At 73.7% G+C, this 14,920-nt stretch carries 16 protein-coding genes and 1 pseudogene; 12 read left to right on the top strand and 5 right to left on the bottom strand.

The genetic code is table 11. The annotated features are described in order from the left end of the window. Nucleotides 1-60: 60 nt before the first annotated feature. The 3 genes from JAO84_RS01300 (at nt 61) to JAO84_RS01290 (ending at nt 1,969) form a co-directional block, all read left to right on the top strand. Nucleotides 61-633 (top strand): dihydrofolate reductase family protein, encoded by a 573-nt coding sequence (locus JAO84_RS01300; RefSeq protein ID WP_370409610.1) that lies wholly within the window; start codon nt 61-63, stop codon nt 631-633. 55 nt (nt 634-688) lie between these two features. Continuing rightward, the gene (locus JAO84_RS01295) at nt 689-1,228 is read left to right on the top strand and encodes a hypothetical protein (RefSeq protein ID WP_370409609.1); all 540 of its coding nucleotides are present in this window, start codon (nt 689-691) and stop codon (nt 1,226-1,228) included. 75 nt (nt 1,229-1,303) lie between these two features. Continuing rightward, complete coding sequence (locus tag JAO84_RS01290; RefSeq protein WP_370409608.1) at nt 1,304-1,969, top strand: maleylpyruvate isomerase N-terminal domain-containing protein; 666 nt, start codon at nt 1,304-1,306, stop codon at nt 1,967-1,969. Nucleotides 1,970-1,993: 24 nt separating this feature from the next. Here the strand turns inward: JAO84_RS01290 and JAO84_RS01285 are convergent, their stop codons facing one another. Continuing rightward, nucleotides 1,994-2,521 carry a DinB family protein gene (locus tag JAO84_RS01285; RefSeq protein ID WP_370409607.1) on the bottom strand — a complete coding sequence of 176 codons (528 nt, stop codon included), beginning with the start codon at nt 2,519-2,521 and terminating at the stop codon, nt 1,994-1,996. A 165-nt stretch (nt 2,522-2,686) separates the two neighbouring features. Here JAO84_RS01285 and JAO84_RS01280 point away from each other — a divergent pair, with 165 nt between their 5' ends. The 4 genes from JAO84_RS01280 to JAO84_RS01265 are packed head-to-tail and all read left to right on the top strand — an operon-like array spanning nt 2,687 to nt 6,899. Beyond that, nucleotides 2,687-3,694, top strand: a complete 1,008-nt coding sequence (locus tag JAO84_RS01280; protein ID WP_370409606.1) for an alpha/beta hydrolase — start codon at nt 2,687-2,689, stop codon at nt 3,692-3,694. Then, a complete protein-coding gene (locus JAO84_RS01275) occupies nt 3,687-4,853 on the top strand; it encodes an acyltransferase (RefSeq protein WP_370409605.1) in 1,167 nt (388 codons plus the stop codon). Before JAO84_RS01280 ends, JAO84_RS01275 begins: the two co-directional genes overlap by 8 nt. Before the next feature lie 43 nt (nt 4,854-4,896). After that, entirely contained in the window at nt 4,897-6,210 is a 1,314-nt protein-coding gene (locus tag JAO84_RS01270; protein ID WP_370409603.1) for a sensor histidine kinase, read from the top strand. Continuing rightward, nucleotides 6,207-6,899 (top strand): response regulator, encoded by a 693-nt coding sequence (locus tag JAO84_RS01265; protein ID WP_370409601.1) that lies wholly within the window; start codon nt 6,207-6,209, stop codon nt 6,897-6,899. Before JAO84_RS01270 ends, JAO84_RS01265 begins: the two co-directional genes overlap by 4 nt. Nucleotides 6,900-6,984: 85 nt before the next feature. Here the strand turns inward: JAO84_RS01265 and JAO84_RS01260 are convergent, their stop codons facing one another. The 3 genes from JAO84_RS01260 to JAO84_RS01250 form a co-directional block, all read right to left on the bottom strand. Then, complete coding sequence (locus tag JAO84_RS01260; RefSeq protein WP_370409600.1) at nt 6,985-7,818, bottom strand: hypothetical protein; 834 nt, start codon at nt 7,816-7,818, stop codon at nt 6,985-6,987. Further along, nucleotides 7,818-9,119 (bottom strand): VWA domain-containing protein, encoded by a 1,302-nt coding sequence (locus JAO84_RS01255; RefSeq protein ID WP_370409599.1) that lies wholly within the window; start codon nt 9,117-9,119, stop codon nt 7,818-7,820. The genes JAO84_RS01260 and JAO84_RS01255 overlap by 1 nt, the downstream gene beginning before the upstream one ends. A gap of 77 nt (nt 9,120-9,196) precedes the next feature. Next, a complete protein-coding gene (locus tag JAO84_RS01250) occupies nt 9,197-9,751 on the bottom strand; it encodes a hypothetical protein (protein ID WP_370409597.1) in 555 nt (184 codons plus the stop codon). 261 nt (nt 9,752-10,012) lie between these two features. On the opposite strand from JAO84_RS01250, the gene JAO84_RS01245 reads away from it, so the two are divergent. The 3 genes and pseudogenes from JAO84_RS01245 to JAO84_RS01235 all read left to right on the top strand — a co-directional run bounded on the left by JAO84_RS01245 (nt 10,013) and on the right by JAO84_RS01235 (nt 11,431). Then, on the top strand, nt 10,013-10,696 hold the full coding sequence (locus JAO84_RS01245; RefSeq protein ID WP_370409595.1) for a GntR family transcriptional regulator: 684 nt from the start codon (nt 10,013-10,015) through the stop codon (nt 10,694-10,696). A 197-nt stretch (nt 10,697-10,893) separates the two neighbouring features. Further along, a pseudogene (locus JAO84_RS01240) lies at nt 10,894-11,109 on the top strand (hypothetical protein); the annotation flags it as partial. A gap of 91 nt (nt 11,110-11,200) precedes the next feature. Further along, a complete protein-coding gene (locus tag JAO84_RS01235; protein WP_370409594.1) occupies nt 11,201-11,431 on the top strand; it encodes a hypothetical protein in 231 nt (76 codons plus the stop codon). A 52-nt stretch (nt 11,432-11,483) separates the two neighbouring features. On the opposite strand, the gene JAO84_RS01230 is transcribed toward JAO84_RS01235, so the two are convergent. Then, nucleotides 11,484-12,161, bottom strand: coding sequence for an ArsR/SmtB family transcription factor (locus JAO84_RS01230; protein ID WP_370409593.1), 678 nt, complete (start codon nt 12,159-12,161; stop codon nt 11,484-11,486). A 90-nt stretch (nt 12,162-12,251) separates the two neighbouring features. On the opposite strand from JAO84_RS01230, the gene JAO84_RS01225 reads away from it, so the two are divergent. Both JAO84_RS01225 and JAO84_RS01220 read left to right on the top strand, forming a co-directional pair. After that, the gene (locus JAO84_RS01225; protein WP_370409592.1) at nt 12,252-13,631 is read left to right on the top strand and encodes a rhodanese-like domain-containing protein; all 1,380 of its coding nucleotides are present in this window, start codon (nt 12,252-12,254) and stop codon (nt 13,629-13,631) included. Next, nucleotides 13,628-14,905, top strand: a complete 1,278-nt coding sequence (locus tag JAO84_RS01220) for an MFS transporter (RefSeq protein WP_370409591.1) — start codon at nt 13,628-13,630, stop codon at nt 14,903-14,905. The genes JAO84_RS01225 and JAO84_RS01220 overlap by 4 nt, the downstream gene beginning before the upstream one ends. Nucleotides 14,906-14,920 lie beyond the last annotated feature (15 nt).

Below are 14,920 nucleotides of genomic sequence, written 5' to 3'. Positions count from 1 at the left end.
TATGGGCCGGCGGCCCTCCGCCGCAGCAGGAGCCTCCACGACCGCAGGGGAGAGCCGCCGGTGTCCGGAAAGATCGTCCAGTTCATCTCCATCTCGCTCGACGGGTACATCGAGGCACCCGGCCACGACATCTCCTGGAACCGGGTCGACGAGGAGGTGCACACGTACTTCAACCGGGAGATCGCCGCCATGGGACGCCTGATCAGCGGCCGGCGCACCCACACGCTGATGGCGGACTACTGGCCGACCGCCGACCAGGACCCGGACAGCACGCCCGTGGAGCGGGAGTTCGCCGAGATCTGGCGCACGAAGCCCAAGACCGTCTACTCCACCACGCTGGAGCACGCCGACTGGAACACCACGGTCGTCGACCGGGTCGACGCCGCCGAGGTCCGTGCCCTCGCCGCCGCCACCGACGGCGACCTCTGCCTCGGCGGCGCGGAACTCGGCACCGCCTTCCGCGAACTCGACCTGATCGACGCCTACCACATCAGCGTCCACCCGGTCCTGATCGGCCGCGGCACCCCGCTCTTCCCGCCCACCGACACCACCGCCGATCTGCGGCTCACCGGCACGCGCACCTTCGGCAACGGGGTCGTAGTGCTCCGGTACGACCGCGACCGAGGCGAGTGAGGGGCGGACGGAGCAGGGTAGGCTCCCGTGATTCCACGATCATGGGGGGACCATCATGCTCACGTCTTCGTTCACGGCATCGATACGAGGCGGCGCCGTCGCCCTCGCGGCCCTGGCCGCGCTCTGCGTGTCCTGCAGCGCCGAGCCCAAGCCGCAGCCGCTGCCCGGCGCCTCCGACTCGATCGCCACGGTGCCCACGTCCGCCGCGGAGGCGGCCGAGGCCGCGGCGAGCGCGGAGGCCGCGGCCGGCGCGACCACCACGCCCGCCGAGCCCGATCCCACGCCGGGGCCCGAGAAGGTGCGCGACGCTTTCGCCGGGCTCCAGGCCACGCTGAACGACTCGTGCGCGACGAGTGGCTGCGCGTACTTCCTGGGGCGCGTACATGACGAACTGCTCCGCCTCGACCGCGCCATGAAAGCGGACCCCAAGGGCCCCGGGCACTTCCCCGAGCCGATCGAGCTGATCGCCGAGCTGGAGGCCGAGCTCGGCGGGGACAGCTCCTTCGAGAACCTGAAGAAGCACGAGACCCTGCTGGTCGGCACCCGCGACAAGATCAACACCTGGATGCAGGACCACCCTGACGACTACCGCTGACGGGAGGCGGGCGGGTGGGGGCCGCTCCGCCGCGGACAAGGGGATGAGGGAAGGCCGGACTGGTAGCTTGCGGGCGTGGACCACTTCTCACTCGCGTGGAGCGCGCTGCGCGCGGCGGTCGCCGGACTCGCCGAGGAGGACTTCGCCCGGCCCTCCGGCTGCACCGGCTGGCTCGTCCGTGACCTGGTGTGCCATCTGGTCATCGACGCCCAGGACGTCCTGATCACCCTCGCCACACCCGCCGGGCCGGACGCCGTGCCCACCCGCGACGCGGCGAGCTACTGGGAGGTCTCCGACCGGCCGCCTACCGGCGACGACCCCCTCGACGCCCTCACCGTGCGCCTGGCCGCCGCCTACCAGGACCCGGGACTCCTGACCTTCCACCTGGACGACGTCGGCTCCGCCGCCGGCCGCGCGGCCGTCCTCGCCGACCCGAAGCTGCTTGTGGAGACCAAGGGGGAGGTCCTGACCGTCGCCGACTACCTCGGCGCCTATGTCCTCGAATGGACCCTCCACCACCTCGACCTGATCGCCCATCTGCCGGGTGACCCGCCCGCGCCGCCCGCCGCGACCCTGGCCGAGGCTCGGGCGCTCCTGGCGCGGGTCGCCGGTGCGGAGCTGCCCCGGGAGCTGTCCGACACGGACGCGCTGCTCGTCGGCACCGGCCGGCGCGCGCCCGACGAGGCGGAACGGTCGGCGTTCGCCGCGGCCGGGGTGCGGATCCCGCTGTCCCTCGGCTGAGAGCCGGGGCCCGCACCAAACCGCTCAGTCGCCCGTCACGCCGTCCGTCCGCTCCCGCAGGAAGTCGGCGTGACCGTTGTGGCGGGCGTACTCCTGGATCATCAGGAGATAGACCCAGCGCAGACTGAGCGGCACCCCGCGCGTGGAACGGAAGGTCTCGTCGAGGCCGTGCCCGGCTGCCGCCGCATTGCACGCCGCGACCTCGGCCCGGAAGCCTGCGAAGTCCCGCTCCGCGTGGGCCGGATCGACCCCGGCGAGCCCCTCGTCGCCGTCCGCCGGTCCGGTGAACACCTCGCCGACGTCCTCACCCGCGAAGCTCCGCCGGAACCACCACCGCTCCACCTCCGCCATGTGCCGCACCAGGCCGAGGAGCGTGAGGTTCGAGGGCTCCACCGTCGTCCGGGCCAGCTCGGCCGGTGCGAGCCCGGCGCACTTGGCGAGCAGCGTCTCCCGGTGCCACTGCAGCCAGCCCTCCAGCATCCGCCGCTCGTCCAGCGTGCCCAGCTCGCCAAGGTCCTGATCCCGCTTCACCTGCGGTGCGGTCCATGTCATGGCTCCACCCTGCCAGCCGAAGGGGCCCCGATCACCTGTCATACCTGAGAGCCACCCCCGGAGTTGGCTCCCTGGCGGGACGCGGACCACAGGCCCCGCTTCCTACCTTTCTTCCGCAGCGGAACGAATTCCGCTCCCGCACCCCCGCTACGGAAGGAACCGCCCATGGCGCCGCCCCTCGCCCGGATCCGCCGAGGGCTGCTCGCCGCCCTCGTCACCGCCGCCGTCGCGCTGCCGGTCGCGGGCGCGGCGGGCCCCGCCGAGGTACCGGCCCCCGCCCCGCCGCCCACCGCCCCGCTGACCGCCGGCACCCCGGCCGAGCTCACCGCCTCGCTCGACGCCCGCTATGCCGACCGGCGTGCCGCCCTGCGGGCCGCCGAGCAGACCGCCGACGCCTACGGAGCCCGCCGACGGGCCGCCGCACTGCACGCCATGGCCGAGCCGGGACGCCGGTTCCTCGCCTTCGACGGACGCGACGGCGGCCGCAGCGCCGAGGTCGTCGGCGACCTCGCCCGCGCCGACCAGATCGCCGTGCTCGTCCCCGGCGTCGACACCAACCTCGACCACTACGCCCGCTTCCGGGCCGGCGCCCTCGCCCTCCAGGACACCCTGCGCCACGACACGGGCGGCGACCGCACCGGCGGCGACCGCTCCGCCGTCGTCGCCTGGCTCGGCTACCGCACGCCCGCCACGGCCAGCGCCGCCTCCCTCACCCCGGGCCGCGCCGAGCAGGCGGCGCCCGCGCTCACCGCCACCGTCGCCGAACTGCACCGCATCCGCCCCACCGCCCGGATCACCCTGCTCTGCCACTCCTACGGCTCCGTGGTCTGCGCCCGCGCCGCCGCCGGCACCCCCGCCGCCGCGATCGTCCTCTACGGCAGCCCCGGCACCGGCCACGACGACGTGGCCGCCCTCCACACCCGCGCCACCGTGTGGGCCGGGCGCGCCGCCGGCGACTGGGTCGCCCGGGTGCCCCACGTCCGCATACCCCTCCCGTCGCCCGCCCGCTCCGGCAGCGAACTCGGCTTCGGCGCCGACCCGACCGGCCCGGCCTTCGGCGCCCGGCGCTTCGCCGCCGGGGACGGCGGCCACAGCGACTACCTCGCCCCCGGCTCCGTACCGCTGCGCAACCTGGCCCGGATCGTCGAAGGCCGGGAGCCGGCCGATGCGTGACCTCGCCCGCCGGATCGACGCCGCCACCCCGCCCGGCCGCGACCGCGCCCTGGACGCACTGCGCGCCCTCGCCATCCTCGGGGTCGTCCTCGGCCACTGGCTCGTCACCGCCCTGGTCGCCGACAGCGGCAGCCTGCGGGTCGAGAGCCCGCTCGGCCTGATGCCCGAACTCACCCCGGTCTCCTGGGTGTTCCAGACCCTTGCGGTGTTCTTCCTGGTCGGCGGCCTGGTCGCCGCCCGCGGCCACGCCGCCGCCCGGGTCCGCGGCGAGAGCCATCGCCGGTGGATCGCCGCCCGGCTCGGCCGGCTGTTCCGGCCGGTGCGCCCGCTGCTCGCAGTGTGGCTCCTGGCCTCCACCGTCATGCTCGCCTGCGGAGTGCCCTGGCAGACCCTCTGGACGCTGGGCAAGCTCGTGCTCTCCCCGCTGTGGTTCCTGCTCGTGCTCGCCGCCCTCACCGCCGCCACCCCGCTGGTCGCCCGCGTCCACCCGCTGTGGCCGCTCGCAGTCGTCCTCCACGTCGACATGGTCCGCTTCGGCCTCGACGGCCCCGCCTGGCTCGGCTGGATCAACCTGCCCGCCGGCTGGCTCGTCCCGTACTGCCTCGGCGCGCTCATCGCCCGGCGCGGCACACCCGGGAAGGGCACCGCCTGGACCCTGCTCCTCGGCGGCGCCGCCGCCACCGGCCTCCTGGTCGCCTTCGCCGGCTACCCCGGATCCATGGTCGGCGTGCCCGGCGCCCCGGTCTCCAACCTCAACCCGCCCACCCTCGCCGCCGTCACCTTCGGCCTCGCCCAGTGCGGCGCCGCCGTCCTGCTCCTCGGCCCGCTGCGCCGCGCCCTGCGCCGGCCACGCGCCTGGGCCGCCGTCGCCCTGCTCAACCTCGGCGCCCTGACCGTCTTCCTCTGGCACCAGACCGCGATGATCGCCGCCACCACCGGCGGACTGCTCACCGCCCACCTCCTCGGCCGCCCGCCGCTGCCCGGACTCCACACCGTCCCCGACGGCACCGCCTGGGTCCTCGCCCGCCTCGGCTGGCTGCCCCTGTTCGCCGGCGCACTGCTCGCCTGCTGCGCCGTCTTCCACCCGTACGAACGCAACGACCCGGCCCGCGCCCCGAAGCCGCGGCCCGACCGAAGGACGGAGGCACGACGTGCCTAGGCTGTCGCAGGGGAACGCACAACACGCCAGCGGGGGGAACACGGTGACGGACACCGCACGATGGGAGGCCGCCCTGCGCGCGGCGCCCGGCGTCCTGCGCGCCGACCTGCGGCCGGGACGCCGCGACCCGCTGCCCCGGCACCGCTACCTCAGCTGGCTGCCGCACGCCCACGCCGTGCTCTTCTGCCTCCTCGTCGGCATCTGGAACCTCAACTCCTACGCCAGGTTCCTGGAGCCCGTCCCCGGCGCCGTCTCGCTGCTCGTGCTCCTCCTCGCCGGCGCGCCCGTCCTGGCCCTCAGCCGTCCCGCCGCCGCCTGGTGGCTCTCCACCGCCGCCCTGTGGGTCCTCGGACTCCTCACCGAGTCGGTCTTCGCCGGCCCGTGGCCCTGGAGCGTCCCGTCCATCGCCCTGCACACCCTGGTCCTGCTGCTGCTCGCGCTGCGCGTCCGGCCGGTCGCCGCCGCCGCGGCACTCGGGATCACCCTGCTCACCGGCGCCGGCGCGCTGCTGCCGCACGCCCCCGTGCCGCACCCGCCCGCTCTCGCCGTCGGCGCGACGTTCTTCGCCGCCGCCACCGTCGTCGGCTGCTCCCTGCGCGCCACCCGGGTCTCCCGGACCAGGCTCGTCGCCCAGGAGGAACTCACTGCCGGCGAACGGGCCCGCCGCGCCCTCCTGGAGGAGCGCGGCCGCATCGCCCGCGAGCTCCACGACGTCGTCGCCCACCACATGTCCGTCATCTCCATCCAGGCCCAGGTCGCCCCGCACCTGGTCGCCGACCCGTCCCCGGAGCTCCGCGAGAACCTCGCGGGCATCCGGCAGAACGCCGTCGACGCACTCACCGAACTCCGCCGCGTCCTCGGCGTGCTGCGCGGCGAGGACGCGCCGGGCGATGCCGCCGCCGGCGTACGGCACGCCCCGCAGCCCACCCTCGACCGGCTCGGCGAACTCCTCGCCAACGTACGGGCCGCGGGCCTCGACGCGACCGCGGAGTCGCGCGGCGAGCGCCGCCCGCTCTCGCCGGGCACCGAGCTCTCCGCGTACCGCATCGTGCAGGAGGCCCTGAGCAATGTGATGCGGCACGCGCCGGGCGCCAGCGCCACCGTCGAGACCCACTACCACCGCGAGGGCCTGACCGTACGCGTCACCAACACGGCACCGGACCGGCCGTCGGACACCCGGACGGCCGGCCCCGGGCGCGAACCCGGTCACGGACTGCTCGGCATGCGCGAGCGCACCACCATGCTCGGCGGCGAACTCGCCGCCGGACCCACCCCCGAAGGCGGCTGGGACGTCACCGCGTTCCTGCCCGCACCCGTAGGGTCTCCGCGGCCCCTCGACCCCAAGGACGGTTCATGAGCCACCCCGGCACCGGAGACATCAAGGTGCTCATCGCCGACGACCAGGTCATGGTCCGGCAGGGCTTCACCGTGCTCCTGAACGCCGAGCCCGGGATCACCGTCGTCGGACAGGCCGTCGACGGCGCCGACGCCATCGCCAAGGCCGCCGAACTCGCCCCCGACGTCGTCCTGATGGACATCCGGATGCCCGGCACCGGCGGCATCGAGGCCACCCGCGTCCTCACCGCCGACGCCGACGCCACCGTCAAGGTGCTCGTCCTCACCACCTTCGACCTCGACGAGTACGTGTACGAGGCGCTGCGCGCCGGCGCCGCCGGGTTCCTGCTCAAGGACGCCTCGGCCGAGGAACTCGCCGACGCGGTACGGGTGGTGGCCCGCGGCGACGCGCTGCTCGCACCCAACGTCACCAAGCGGCTGATCGCCGAGTTCTCCCGGCTGAGCGCCGCCGCCCCCCGCGCCCCGCTGATGGACCGGGTGGGCGCCCTGACGGAGCGCGAGACGGAGGTGCTCACACTCATCGCGCACGGGCTTTCCAATGCGGAGATAGCCGCCCGCCTGGTGGTCGCCGAGCAGACCGTGAAGACCTATGTGAGCCGCATTCTCACCAAGCTGTCACTGCGCGACCGCACCCAGGCCGCCGTGCACGCCTACGAGACGGGCCTGGTCCGCCCCGGCGGCGCCCGCTGATCGGCGACCGCAATGCCACCGGCCCCCTGCCTCCCGGGGCGGGAGACAGGGGGCCGGTTTCACGGGGCTCACGGGGCCCGGCGGCTCAGACGGCCGGCGGGACCCGGGACGGGCGGCCGGAGCCGCGGGTCAGGACGTAGCCGCCGATGCCGGCGAGCGCGGCCAGCACACCGCCCGCCGCCGTCCACAGCCAGCGGTCCGACCACCAGCCGGAGGACCAGCCGTCCTCCGGGGCGCGGGCCTCGACCGCCTCCGGCTGCGTCGCACCCGGCACCAGCGGCACGGCGAGCGCGCCGTCCGCCGCGTAGGCGCCGTCGAACTCGCGGGAGGTGGCGCCGACCCGGGCCGAGAACGGCTGGCCGGAGTCCTCCTCGGGCAGCCGGGTGGCGGTCAGCCGCACGTAGTAGCTGCCCGGCAGCGGGTCGTTCGACCAGGTGTCCGCGGCCGCCCGGACCGGACGAAGGACACAGGCCAGTTCCACGGTCGCGGCGTCCTTGGCCGCCACCCGGGACTGCATCCCGTACATGCACGGCTGGCGCCTGCGCAGCCCGTCGTACACGTCGATCCGCCAGTTCGAGGAGCCGTGCCGCTGCGCGGCCTCGGGCAGCGTCACGGTCGCGGTGACCGTCGGCCGCTCGCCGGTGTCGGCGGGGAACACCCAGTACAGGTAGTCACCCGTGGACGCCTGCGCGGTGGCCTGCTGCCCCTGCTTGAAGAACGCGGCGGTACGGAAGGAGGTGCCGGCCTCGGTCGGTCCGGCCTGCTCGGCGGCCTCGCCGCTCGCGCTGCCGCTCGGGGCCGGCCCGGTCGGCGTCGCGGTGTCGGCGAGACCCGGCGCCGCGGCCGGGCCGAGCAGCGCGGCGCCGGCGAGCGCCACGGCCGCGAACATGCTGCGTGCGGTACGCGTCAGCGGGTACATCAGTGGGTCCTCCAGACAGCGAAGCGCCAGCGGGACAGCCAGCCCCAGATCAGACCGCCGAGGAAGCCGGCGAGGGCCAGGGCGCCGAGCAGCCACCAGCCGCGGCCGAGGCCGAAGGCGGCGACGTCGGAGGCGGAGCCGGGACCGTCGACGACGTCGACCGCCAGCTCGACCGGCATGCCCGGGGTGGTCTTCACCGACGGGGGAGCGGAGAAGGAGTTGCTGACCTGGAGGCAGACGGTCTCGGCCGCGGACTTGGTGTCGTCGTCCAACGCCTCCTCGTCCTCCTTCGTCGGGTAGCGCAGACCGGTCGAGATGACGTCGGTGCGGCCGTCGCCGGCCTCGGAGCCGCGCACGATCTCCCGGCCGTGCGGGGTGACGGCCCGCAGCAGTACGCCGTAGTCGTTGTTCACGGCCCGGTCGGCGGAGACGCTGACCGAGGCGCGCAGTTCCTGACCGGGCAGCACGTCGACCCGGTACCAGCGGTGCTGGCCGAAGCCCTGCCGGTCGGTGTAGAGACCGGGCTTGAGGACAGGCGCGTCGGCACAGCGCTCGGCGCCGTTGGTGGCGACCGGCGTCACCACCGGGTCGGCGGCGCGGTCGACGAGCTGGCGCACGCGGCCGGACAGCTCCTCGGTGCGGTGCACGGAGGTGTAGGTGCCGCCGGTGGCCTCGGCGATGCATATCAGCTGACGGCGGGTCTTGACGTCCGGGACGAGGCCGAGGGTGTCGATGACCAGGTGGATGCCCTTGGCGGCGATGTCACGGGCCACCTCGCACGGGTCGAGCGGGGCGCAGGTGTCCTCGCCGTCCGTGATGAGCACGATCCGCTTGGTCGCCTCACCGCCCTTGAGGTCGTCGGCCGCGCCGAGCAGCGCCGGGCCGATCGGCGTCCATCCGGTGGGGGCGAGGGTGGCGACGGCGGTCTTGGCCTCGGTGCGGTCGAGCGGGCCGACCGGGTAGAGCGCCCGGGTGTCCTTGCAGCCGCGCTGGCGGTCATTGCCCGGGTAGTCGGCGCCGAGGGTACGGATGCCCAGCCGTACCTCCTGCGGCACCGCGTCCAGGACCTCGTTGAAGGCCTGCTTGGCGGCGGCCATCCGGGACTGCCCGTCGATGTCGCGGGCGCGCATCGAGCCGCTGACGTCGAGCACCAGCTCGACCTTGGGGGGCTCCTTGACGGTGTCCGCGGCCACCGGGCCCGCGTCTGCGGCGGCGCTGGTCGCGGTGGCCGGAAGGAGTCCGACGGTCAGGGCGGCGAGCAGCGCACAGGCTCCGGTCGCCAGCCGTTTTCTCGTGATCATCGGAGGATCGTAGGGATGATCCTCCGAAGAACCAAAACCGGGTGGTGAACCCCTGGTGAAAGCTTCCTGAGCCGGGGTCAGGACTGGCTGTTGAGGAAGCCGATGAGGGTCGCGCCCCACCAGCCGAGCTGGCTGACGCCGGCCGCGGCGGCCGAGCGCAGCAGCAGCCGGCGGGGCACCGCGCCGCGCTCCCGGAAGCGTTCGAGGAGCTGGCCGAGCCGGTGCGCGTGCAGGCCGTTGAGGGTGACCGCGAGGACCAGGCCGAGCTTGGTGAGGGTGAGCGGCGAGCCGAGGTCGGGGTGGAGGAAGAGGCCACTGACGGTGAGCCCGCCGAGGCCCGCCCAGATCGGGGTCTGCAGCGCGCAGGCCGTGTCGAGGACACCCGCGAGGGGCCGGCGCCCGGTGAGCCACAGCACCGCGAACCAGTCGACCGCGAGCACCGAGCCGAGCCCGGCGACCAGGCTCGCCACGTGCACGAAGCGGGCGGCGGTCTGGAGCGTGGCGTCCGCGTGGACGTGGCCGGCGGTCCAGAGGGAGGCCGCGAGGAACCCCGCCGTGAGCACGCCGGCGGCGGTGAGCAGCCAGCCGGGGGTGAGGTGGGGGAGCGGTTCGTCGGGGGCCGGTCTCGGCATGGCGCGTGGTTCTCTCGGCTGGTCGGTCGGCTGGTCTGCGGCTGGTGGGCGGTTGGCTGGAAAGCTAGGTTAGGTAAGGCGAAGCTAAGTGTCACCTGTGTTCACGTCAAGTGAGACCGTCAAACGGGAACCTCCCGTGGACGTGACCTGCGTCGCGCCACCCGCGACCGGTCCCACCGCCCGGGTGGCATACCGTGAGGCGATCGACACCGGGAGCGGGCCCCCGGGACACCGGGAGCCCGAGGACGGAGGGGAGGACGGATGGAACCACGGGCGACCGGGACACCGGAGACCGACTCCACCGCACCCGTCAACGGCGGCGGCTGGCTCCGCGACCAGGTCTGCGAAGGGCTGCGCGACCGCATCATCACCGGACGGCTCAAGCCCGGCGACCGGCTGGTCGAGCGGGACGTCGCCGAGGACTTCGGCGTCTCCCGGGTCCCCGTCCGCGAGGCCATCCGCATCCTCATCGGCGAGGGCTTCCTCCAGGCCGTCTCCCAGCGCCGCATCGTCGTCCGCGAGATGACCCGCCAGGACGTCGAGAACCTCTTCGACATGCGCGAGGCCCTGGAGGTGCTCGCCGTCCGCCGCGCCTCCGAGCGGCGCACCGCCGCCGAACTCGACACCCTCGCCCGGCTCCTCGTGGAGGCCCGCGCCGCCACCGACACCGGCCGCCCCGAGCAGCTCTCCCGCGCCAACACCGCCTTCCACGCCCACATCGTGCGCATCTCGCGCAACGAACTCCTCACCACCACCCTCGAATCCCTCGAAGGCCGGCTGCGCTGGCTGTTCCAGCAGGTCGACGACCCCGGCCCGCTGTGGGAGGAGCACCGCCTCCTGTACGAGGCGATCGGCGCGGGCGACGCCGACGCGGCGGCCGACCTCGCCCTGCGCCACGTCCGCCACTACCGCGAGGTCGCGCTGCGCCTGCTCTTCACGGAGTAGGCCGCTCCGTGTCCGGGGACGGGCTCAGCGGCGCTCGGGGTTCGCGAAGTCCGGGCGGCAGCCGCGTCCCAGAAGCTGAACATGGTCGCCGCGCTGTACGTGCCGCGCCGCGGACGCGCTCTGTGAGCCACGGTTTGCCGGACCCCGGCAACCATGCACGCCGCTGACTGCGCGTCAAGGACCTGTCAGTGCCGCATATGGAATGCGTAAGGTCCGTTGCGGAGTGCCGGGAAGTCTGGTCGGTGCTTGTCGCGGTGCTGCTGTCCGGGCTTGCCGCCCGTACCGTCCTCTCCACCTCCCTGCTCTTCCTCCTGGGCGGGGCGCTGGTCAGCGACGGGATGCACGTCTCGTTCGCGAAACTGCGCGCCAACTGGCTGGGCCCGGCACGGGCGACGACATCGTCGACACCCGTGACCGTTCCCTACGACACCCTGCGGGAAGCCGCGGAGCTGCCGGTGCGTGAACGTGCCACGACCGTCCCCTCACGACAAGGAGTACGTTCCGATGAACGATGACGAACCCGTCTTCAAGAAGAGCAAGTGGGGTAGCAACCGCTACGTATACAACCCCAACAACCCGATCGGCCTTGCCCTGATCATCGCCAGCAGCGTCTTCGCCATCGTCATGCTCCTCCTCATGGAGAACCGGGCGGGCCCCTTCGCTCCGGCTCCCACCCCCACGTGGAGTCCGCCGCCCTCCGAAGACCTGTGGCCGTACCCGTCCCCCACGCCATGAGCCGGAGCCGGCACAGGCGAGACCCGGGGGCGAAGGCCTTTCGGGGTGTCGATCACCCTGTCGCGCCGGCTTGCACGGGAAGGTCGGCCAGGCGCCATTCGAGCATGCCGTCGTTGAGCCGGACCGCCCGTCGGCCGTGGTCGGTGAGCAGGCGTACGGCGTCGTAGGCGAGCGCGCAGTACTCGCCGCGGCAGTAGACGACGACCTCCCTCTCCTCGGGCAGCTCGCCGAGGCGGTCGGCCAGTTCCGCGACGGGGAGGGAGACCGCGCCGGGGATGTGGCCGGCGAGGTACTCCTCGACCGGCCGTACATCGAGCACCACCACATCGCCGGCCTCGACCCGGGCCAGGAGCTCCTCGTGGGTGACCTCCGCGGCCCCGTCCTCGCCCAGATAGGCGTCCCGGGCGGCGGGGACGGCGGCCTGGTGGGTCTCGGCCACCTTGCGCAGCAAGGTGAAGAGCCGGGCGACGTCGTCACCCGCGAGCCGGTAGTGGATCCGCACCCCCTCGCGGCGGGTGGCGACGAGACCGGCCTGCTTGAGGGTCTGCAGGTGCGCCGACGCGGTGGTCAGGTTCAGCCCGGCGGTCTTCGCCAGGGCGTCCACGGTGCGCTCGCCCTGGGCGAGCAGATCGAGCAGCTCCAGCCGCTTGCCGCTGGCCAGCGCCTTGCCACTGGCGGCGAACGCCTCGTAGAGGGCGGCCTTCGTGCCGCTTGTGGTGGCATCCCGCATTGCATCCTCCAAATATCTATGGATTACTGTAACTGACGGCGGGCGATGACGCTCCTCGCCCGCCCCCTTCTCCTCGCGAAGGACAGTTCGATGGGTCTCCCCGAAGATCATCTGATCCCCCTGGTCGACGAAGGGCTCGGCAACAGCGCCTACCTCGTCGACCTGGGCGACGGCCGCGCCCTCGCCGTCGACGCGTGCCGTGACCTGCGCGCCCTGTACGCCGCCGCCGAGCGGCGCGGTCTGGCCGTGGCGTACGCCGCCGACACGCATCTGCACGCCGACTTCCTCTCCGGCGCCGTCCAGCTCGGCCACGATCAGGGCGCCACGATCCTCGCCTCGGCCGCCGGCAACCGCGCCTTCGACCACCAGGGCCTCGTCGACGGCGACGAAATCGACCTCGGCGGGCTCACCCTGCGGGCACTCGCCACCCCCGGCCACACCGACGAACACCTCTCCTTCCTGCTGCTGGACGGCCGGACCGAACTGGGCGTCTTCACCGGTGGGTCGCTGATCGTGAACTCCGCCGCCCGCACCGACCTCCTCGGCCCCGAGCGGACCGAGGGACTCGCCCGGGCCCAGTACCGGTCCCTGCGCCGGCTCACCGAACTGCCCGACAGCACCGCGGTATGGCCCACGCACGGCGCCGGCTCCTTCTGCTCGGCCCCACCGGGCAGCGAACGCACCTCCACCGTCGGCGCCGAGCAGCGGGCCAACCCGTTGCTCGCCGCACCCGACGAGGACACGTTCGTGCGCCTGCTCACCGCGAGCCTGGGCAGCTACCCCGCATACTTCGACCGGCTCGGCGAGGCCAACCGGCGCGGCCCCGGCATCGTCGCCGGCACCCCGCCGCTGACCGGGCTCTCCGTCGGACAGGTCCGCGCCGTCCTGGCGGACGGCGGCCACGTCGTCGACGTACGCCCGGCCGCCGACTACGCCGCCGGCCACATCCCCGGGTCGCTCTCCATCCCCCTCCGGGGCCAGTTCGCAACCTGGCTCGGCTGGCTCCTGCCCGACACCGCCCCGCTCGTCTTCGTCACCGCCGACGGCCAGGACCTGAGCGAGATCGTCTGGCAGTCGTACAAGATCGGCTACGAGCGCCTCGCCGGCCGGCTCGACGGCGGTCTGCCCGCCTGGGCCGCTGCCGGCCACCCGCTGACCTCCACCGTCTTCGTCACCGCCGCCAGGACGGACCGCCGTCCCTACGTCGACGTGCGGCAGGAGTCGGAGTTCGCCGCCGGCTACGTCCCCGGCGCAGTCAACATCGAACTCGGCGGCCTCGCCCGCGGAGCCGCGGACGCCCCCGAGGGCGCGATCGTGGCATGCGGGCACGGCGAGCGCGCCATGACCGCCGCCAGCCTTCTCGAACGCGCCGGCCACACCGACGTCGCCGTCCTCGACGGCGGACCGGCCGACTACGCCGCCGCCCACGGCGAGCAGCTGGCGCAGGGCACGGAGGACACCCGCCCGTGAAGACCGCCCCCACCTCGACGGCACCGACGGACGCCTCCGGCCGTCCGGTACGCCTCGGCCTGCGCGAGAACCGGCTTCAGTTCACCCTGCTCGTCATCGTCAACCTCTGCGTCGGCGGCCTGGTCGGCCTGGAGCGCACCACCGTTCCGCTCATCGGATCCGAGACGTTCGGCCTGACCAGCGACCTGGCCGTGTTCTCCTTCATCATCGCCTTCGGCGTCACCAAGGCGTTCACCAACCTCGCCGCCGGGGCACTCACCGCCCGCTTCCGCCGCAAGCAGCTGCTGGTGGCCGGCTGGCTGATCGGCGTCCCCGTCCCCTTCGCACTCGCATGGGCGCCCTCCTGGGGCTGGATCGTCGCCGCCAACGTCCTGCTCGGCCTCAACCAGGGCCTGACCTGGTCGATGACCGTCAACATGAAGATCGACCTCGTCGGTCCCGCACGACGGGGGCTCGCCACCGGGCTGAACGAGGCCGCCGGCTACACCGCCGTCGGTGTCACCGCCCTGGTCACCGGCTACCTCGCCACCAGTTACGGCCTGCGCCCCGTCCCCGAGCTCATCGGCGTCGTCTTCGTCGCCGCCGGCCTCGCACTGTCCCTCGTCGTCCGCGACACGGCCGCCCACGTCGCCCTGGAACTCGCCCACCACGCCAAGCCGGTCCCCAGCGGCGAGGACACCGGCCTGAAGGCCACCTTCGCCCGCACCTCCTGGCGCAACCGCTCCCTGCGCGGCGCCAGCCAGGCCGGGCTGATCAACAACCTCAACGACGGTCTCACCTGGGGCGTCTTCCCGCTCCTCTTCACCGATCACGGCCTCGGGCTCGCCGCCGTCGGTCTGATCAAGGGCCTCTACCCCATCCTGTGGGGCATCGGCCAGATACCCACCGGCCATCTCGCCGACCGCATCGGCCGCAAGCCGCTGATCGTCTACGGGATGCTCGTCCAGTCCGGCGGCTTCGTCCTCGCCCTCGCTCTCCTCGACCGCCCGCTGCTCGCCGGAATCCTGTCCGCCGTCGCACTCGGCCTGGGTACCGCCATGGTCTACCCGGCCCTCATCGCGTCCGTCTCCGACCACGCCCACCCGGCCTGGCGCGCCAACGCCCTGGGCACGTACCGGTTCTGGCGGGACATCGGCTACGCCGCCGGCGCTCTCGTCGCCGGCATTCTCGCCGACCTTCTCGGCCTGAACGCCACCGTGCTCGCCGCCGCCGTCCTCACCGCCGCCTCCGGACTCCTCGCCGCCCGCTGGATCACCGAGCACGCGACGTCATGACGCCCTCGAATCTGC

It is taken from the genome of Streptomyces fradiae, assembly GCF_041270065.1.
Lineage (GTDB): Bacteria > Actinomycetota > Actinomycetes > Streptomycetales > Streptomycetaceae > Streptomyces.
Note: the sequence above shows the minus strand (reverse complement) of the source record. Positions and strands in the feature narration are given on the sequence as shown.

Bases quoted from the DNA above. Each gene is read 5' to 3' on its own strand.
- JAO84_RS01295 (WP_370409609.1), top strand. From the start codon at position 689: ATGCTCACGTCTTCGTTCACGGCATCGATACGAGGCGGCGCCGTCGCC.
- JAO84_RS01285 (WP_370409607.1), bottom strand. From the start codon at position 2,521: ATGACATGGACCGCACCGCAGGTGAAGCGGGATCAGGACCTTGGCGAG.
- JAO84_RS01280 (WP_370409606.1), top strand. From the start codon at position 2,687: ATGGCGCCGCCCCTCGCCCGGATCCGCCGAGGGCTGCTCGCCGCCCTC.
- JAO84_RS01275 (WP_370409605.1), top strand. From the start codon at position 3,687: ATGCGTGACCTCGCCCGCCGGATCGACGCCGCCACCCCGCCCGGCCGC.
- JAO84_RS01265 (WP_370409601.1), top strand. From the start codon at position 6,207: ATGAGCCACCCCGGCACCGGAGACATCAAGGTGCTCATCGCCGACGAC.
- JAO84_RS01260 (WP_370409600.1), bottom strand. From the start codon at position 7,818: ATGTACCCGCTGACGCGTACCGCACGCAGCATGTTCGCGGCCGTGGCG.
- JAO84_RS01255 (WP_370409599.1), bottom strand. From the start codon at position 9,119: ATGATCACGAGAAAACGGCTGGCGACCGGAGCCTGTGCGCTGCTCGCC.
- JAO84_RS01250 (WP_370409597.1), bottom strand. From the start codon at position 9,751: ATGCCGAGACCGGCCCCCGACGAACCGCTCCCCCACCTCACCCCCGGC.
- JAO84_RS01245 (WP_370409595.1), top strand. From the start codon at position 10,013: ATGGAACCACGGGCGACCGGGACACCGGAGACCGACTCCACCGCACCC.
- JAO84_RS01235 (WP_370409594.1), top strand. From the start codon at position 11,201: ATGAACGATGACGAACCCGTCTTCAAGAAGAGCAAGTGGGGTAGCAAC.
- JAO84_RS01230 (WP_370409593.1), bottom strand. From the start codon at position 12,161: ATGCGGGATGCCACCACAAGCGGCACGAAGGCCGCCCTCTACGAGGCG.
- JAO84_RS01225 (WP_370409592.1), top strand. From the start codon at position 12,252: ATGGGTCTCCCCGAAGATCATCTGATCCCCCTGGTCGACGAAGGGCTC.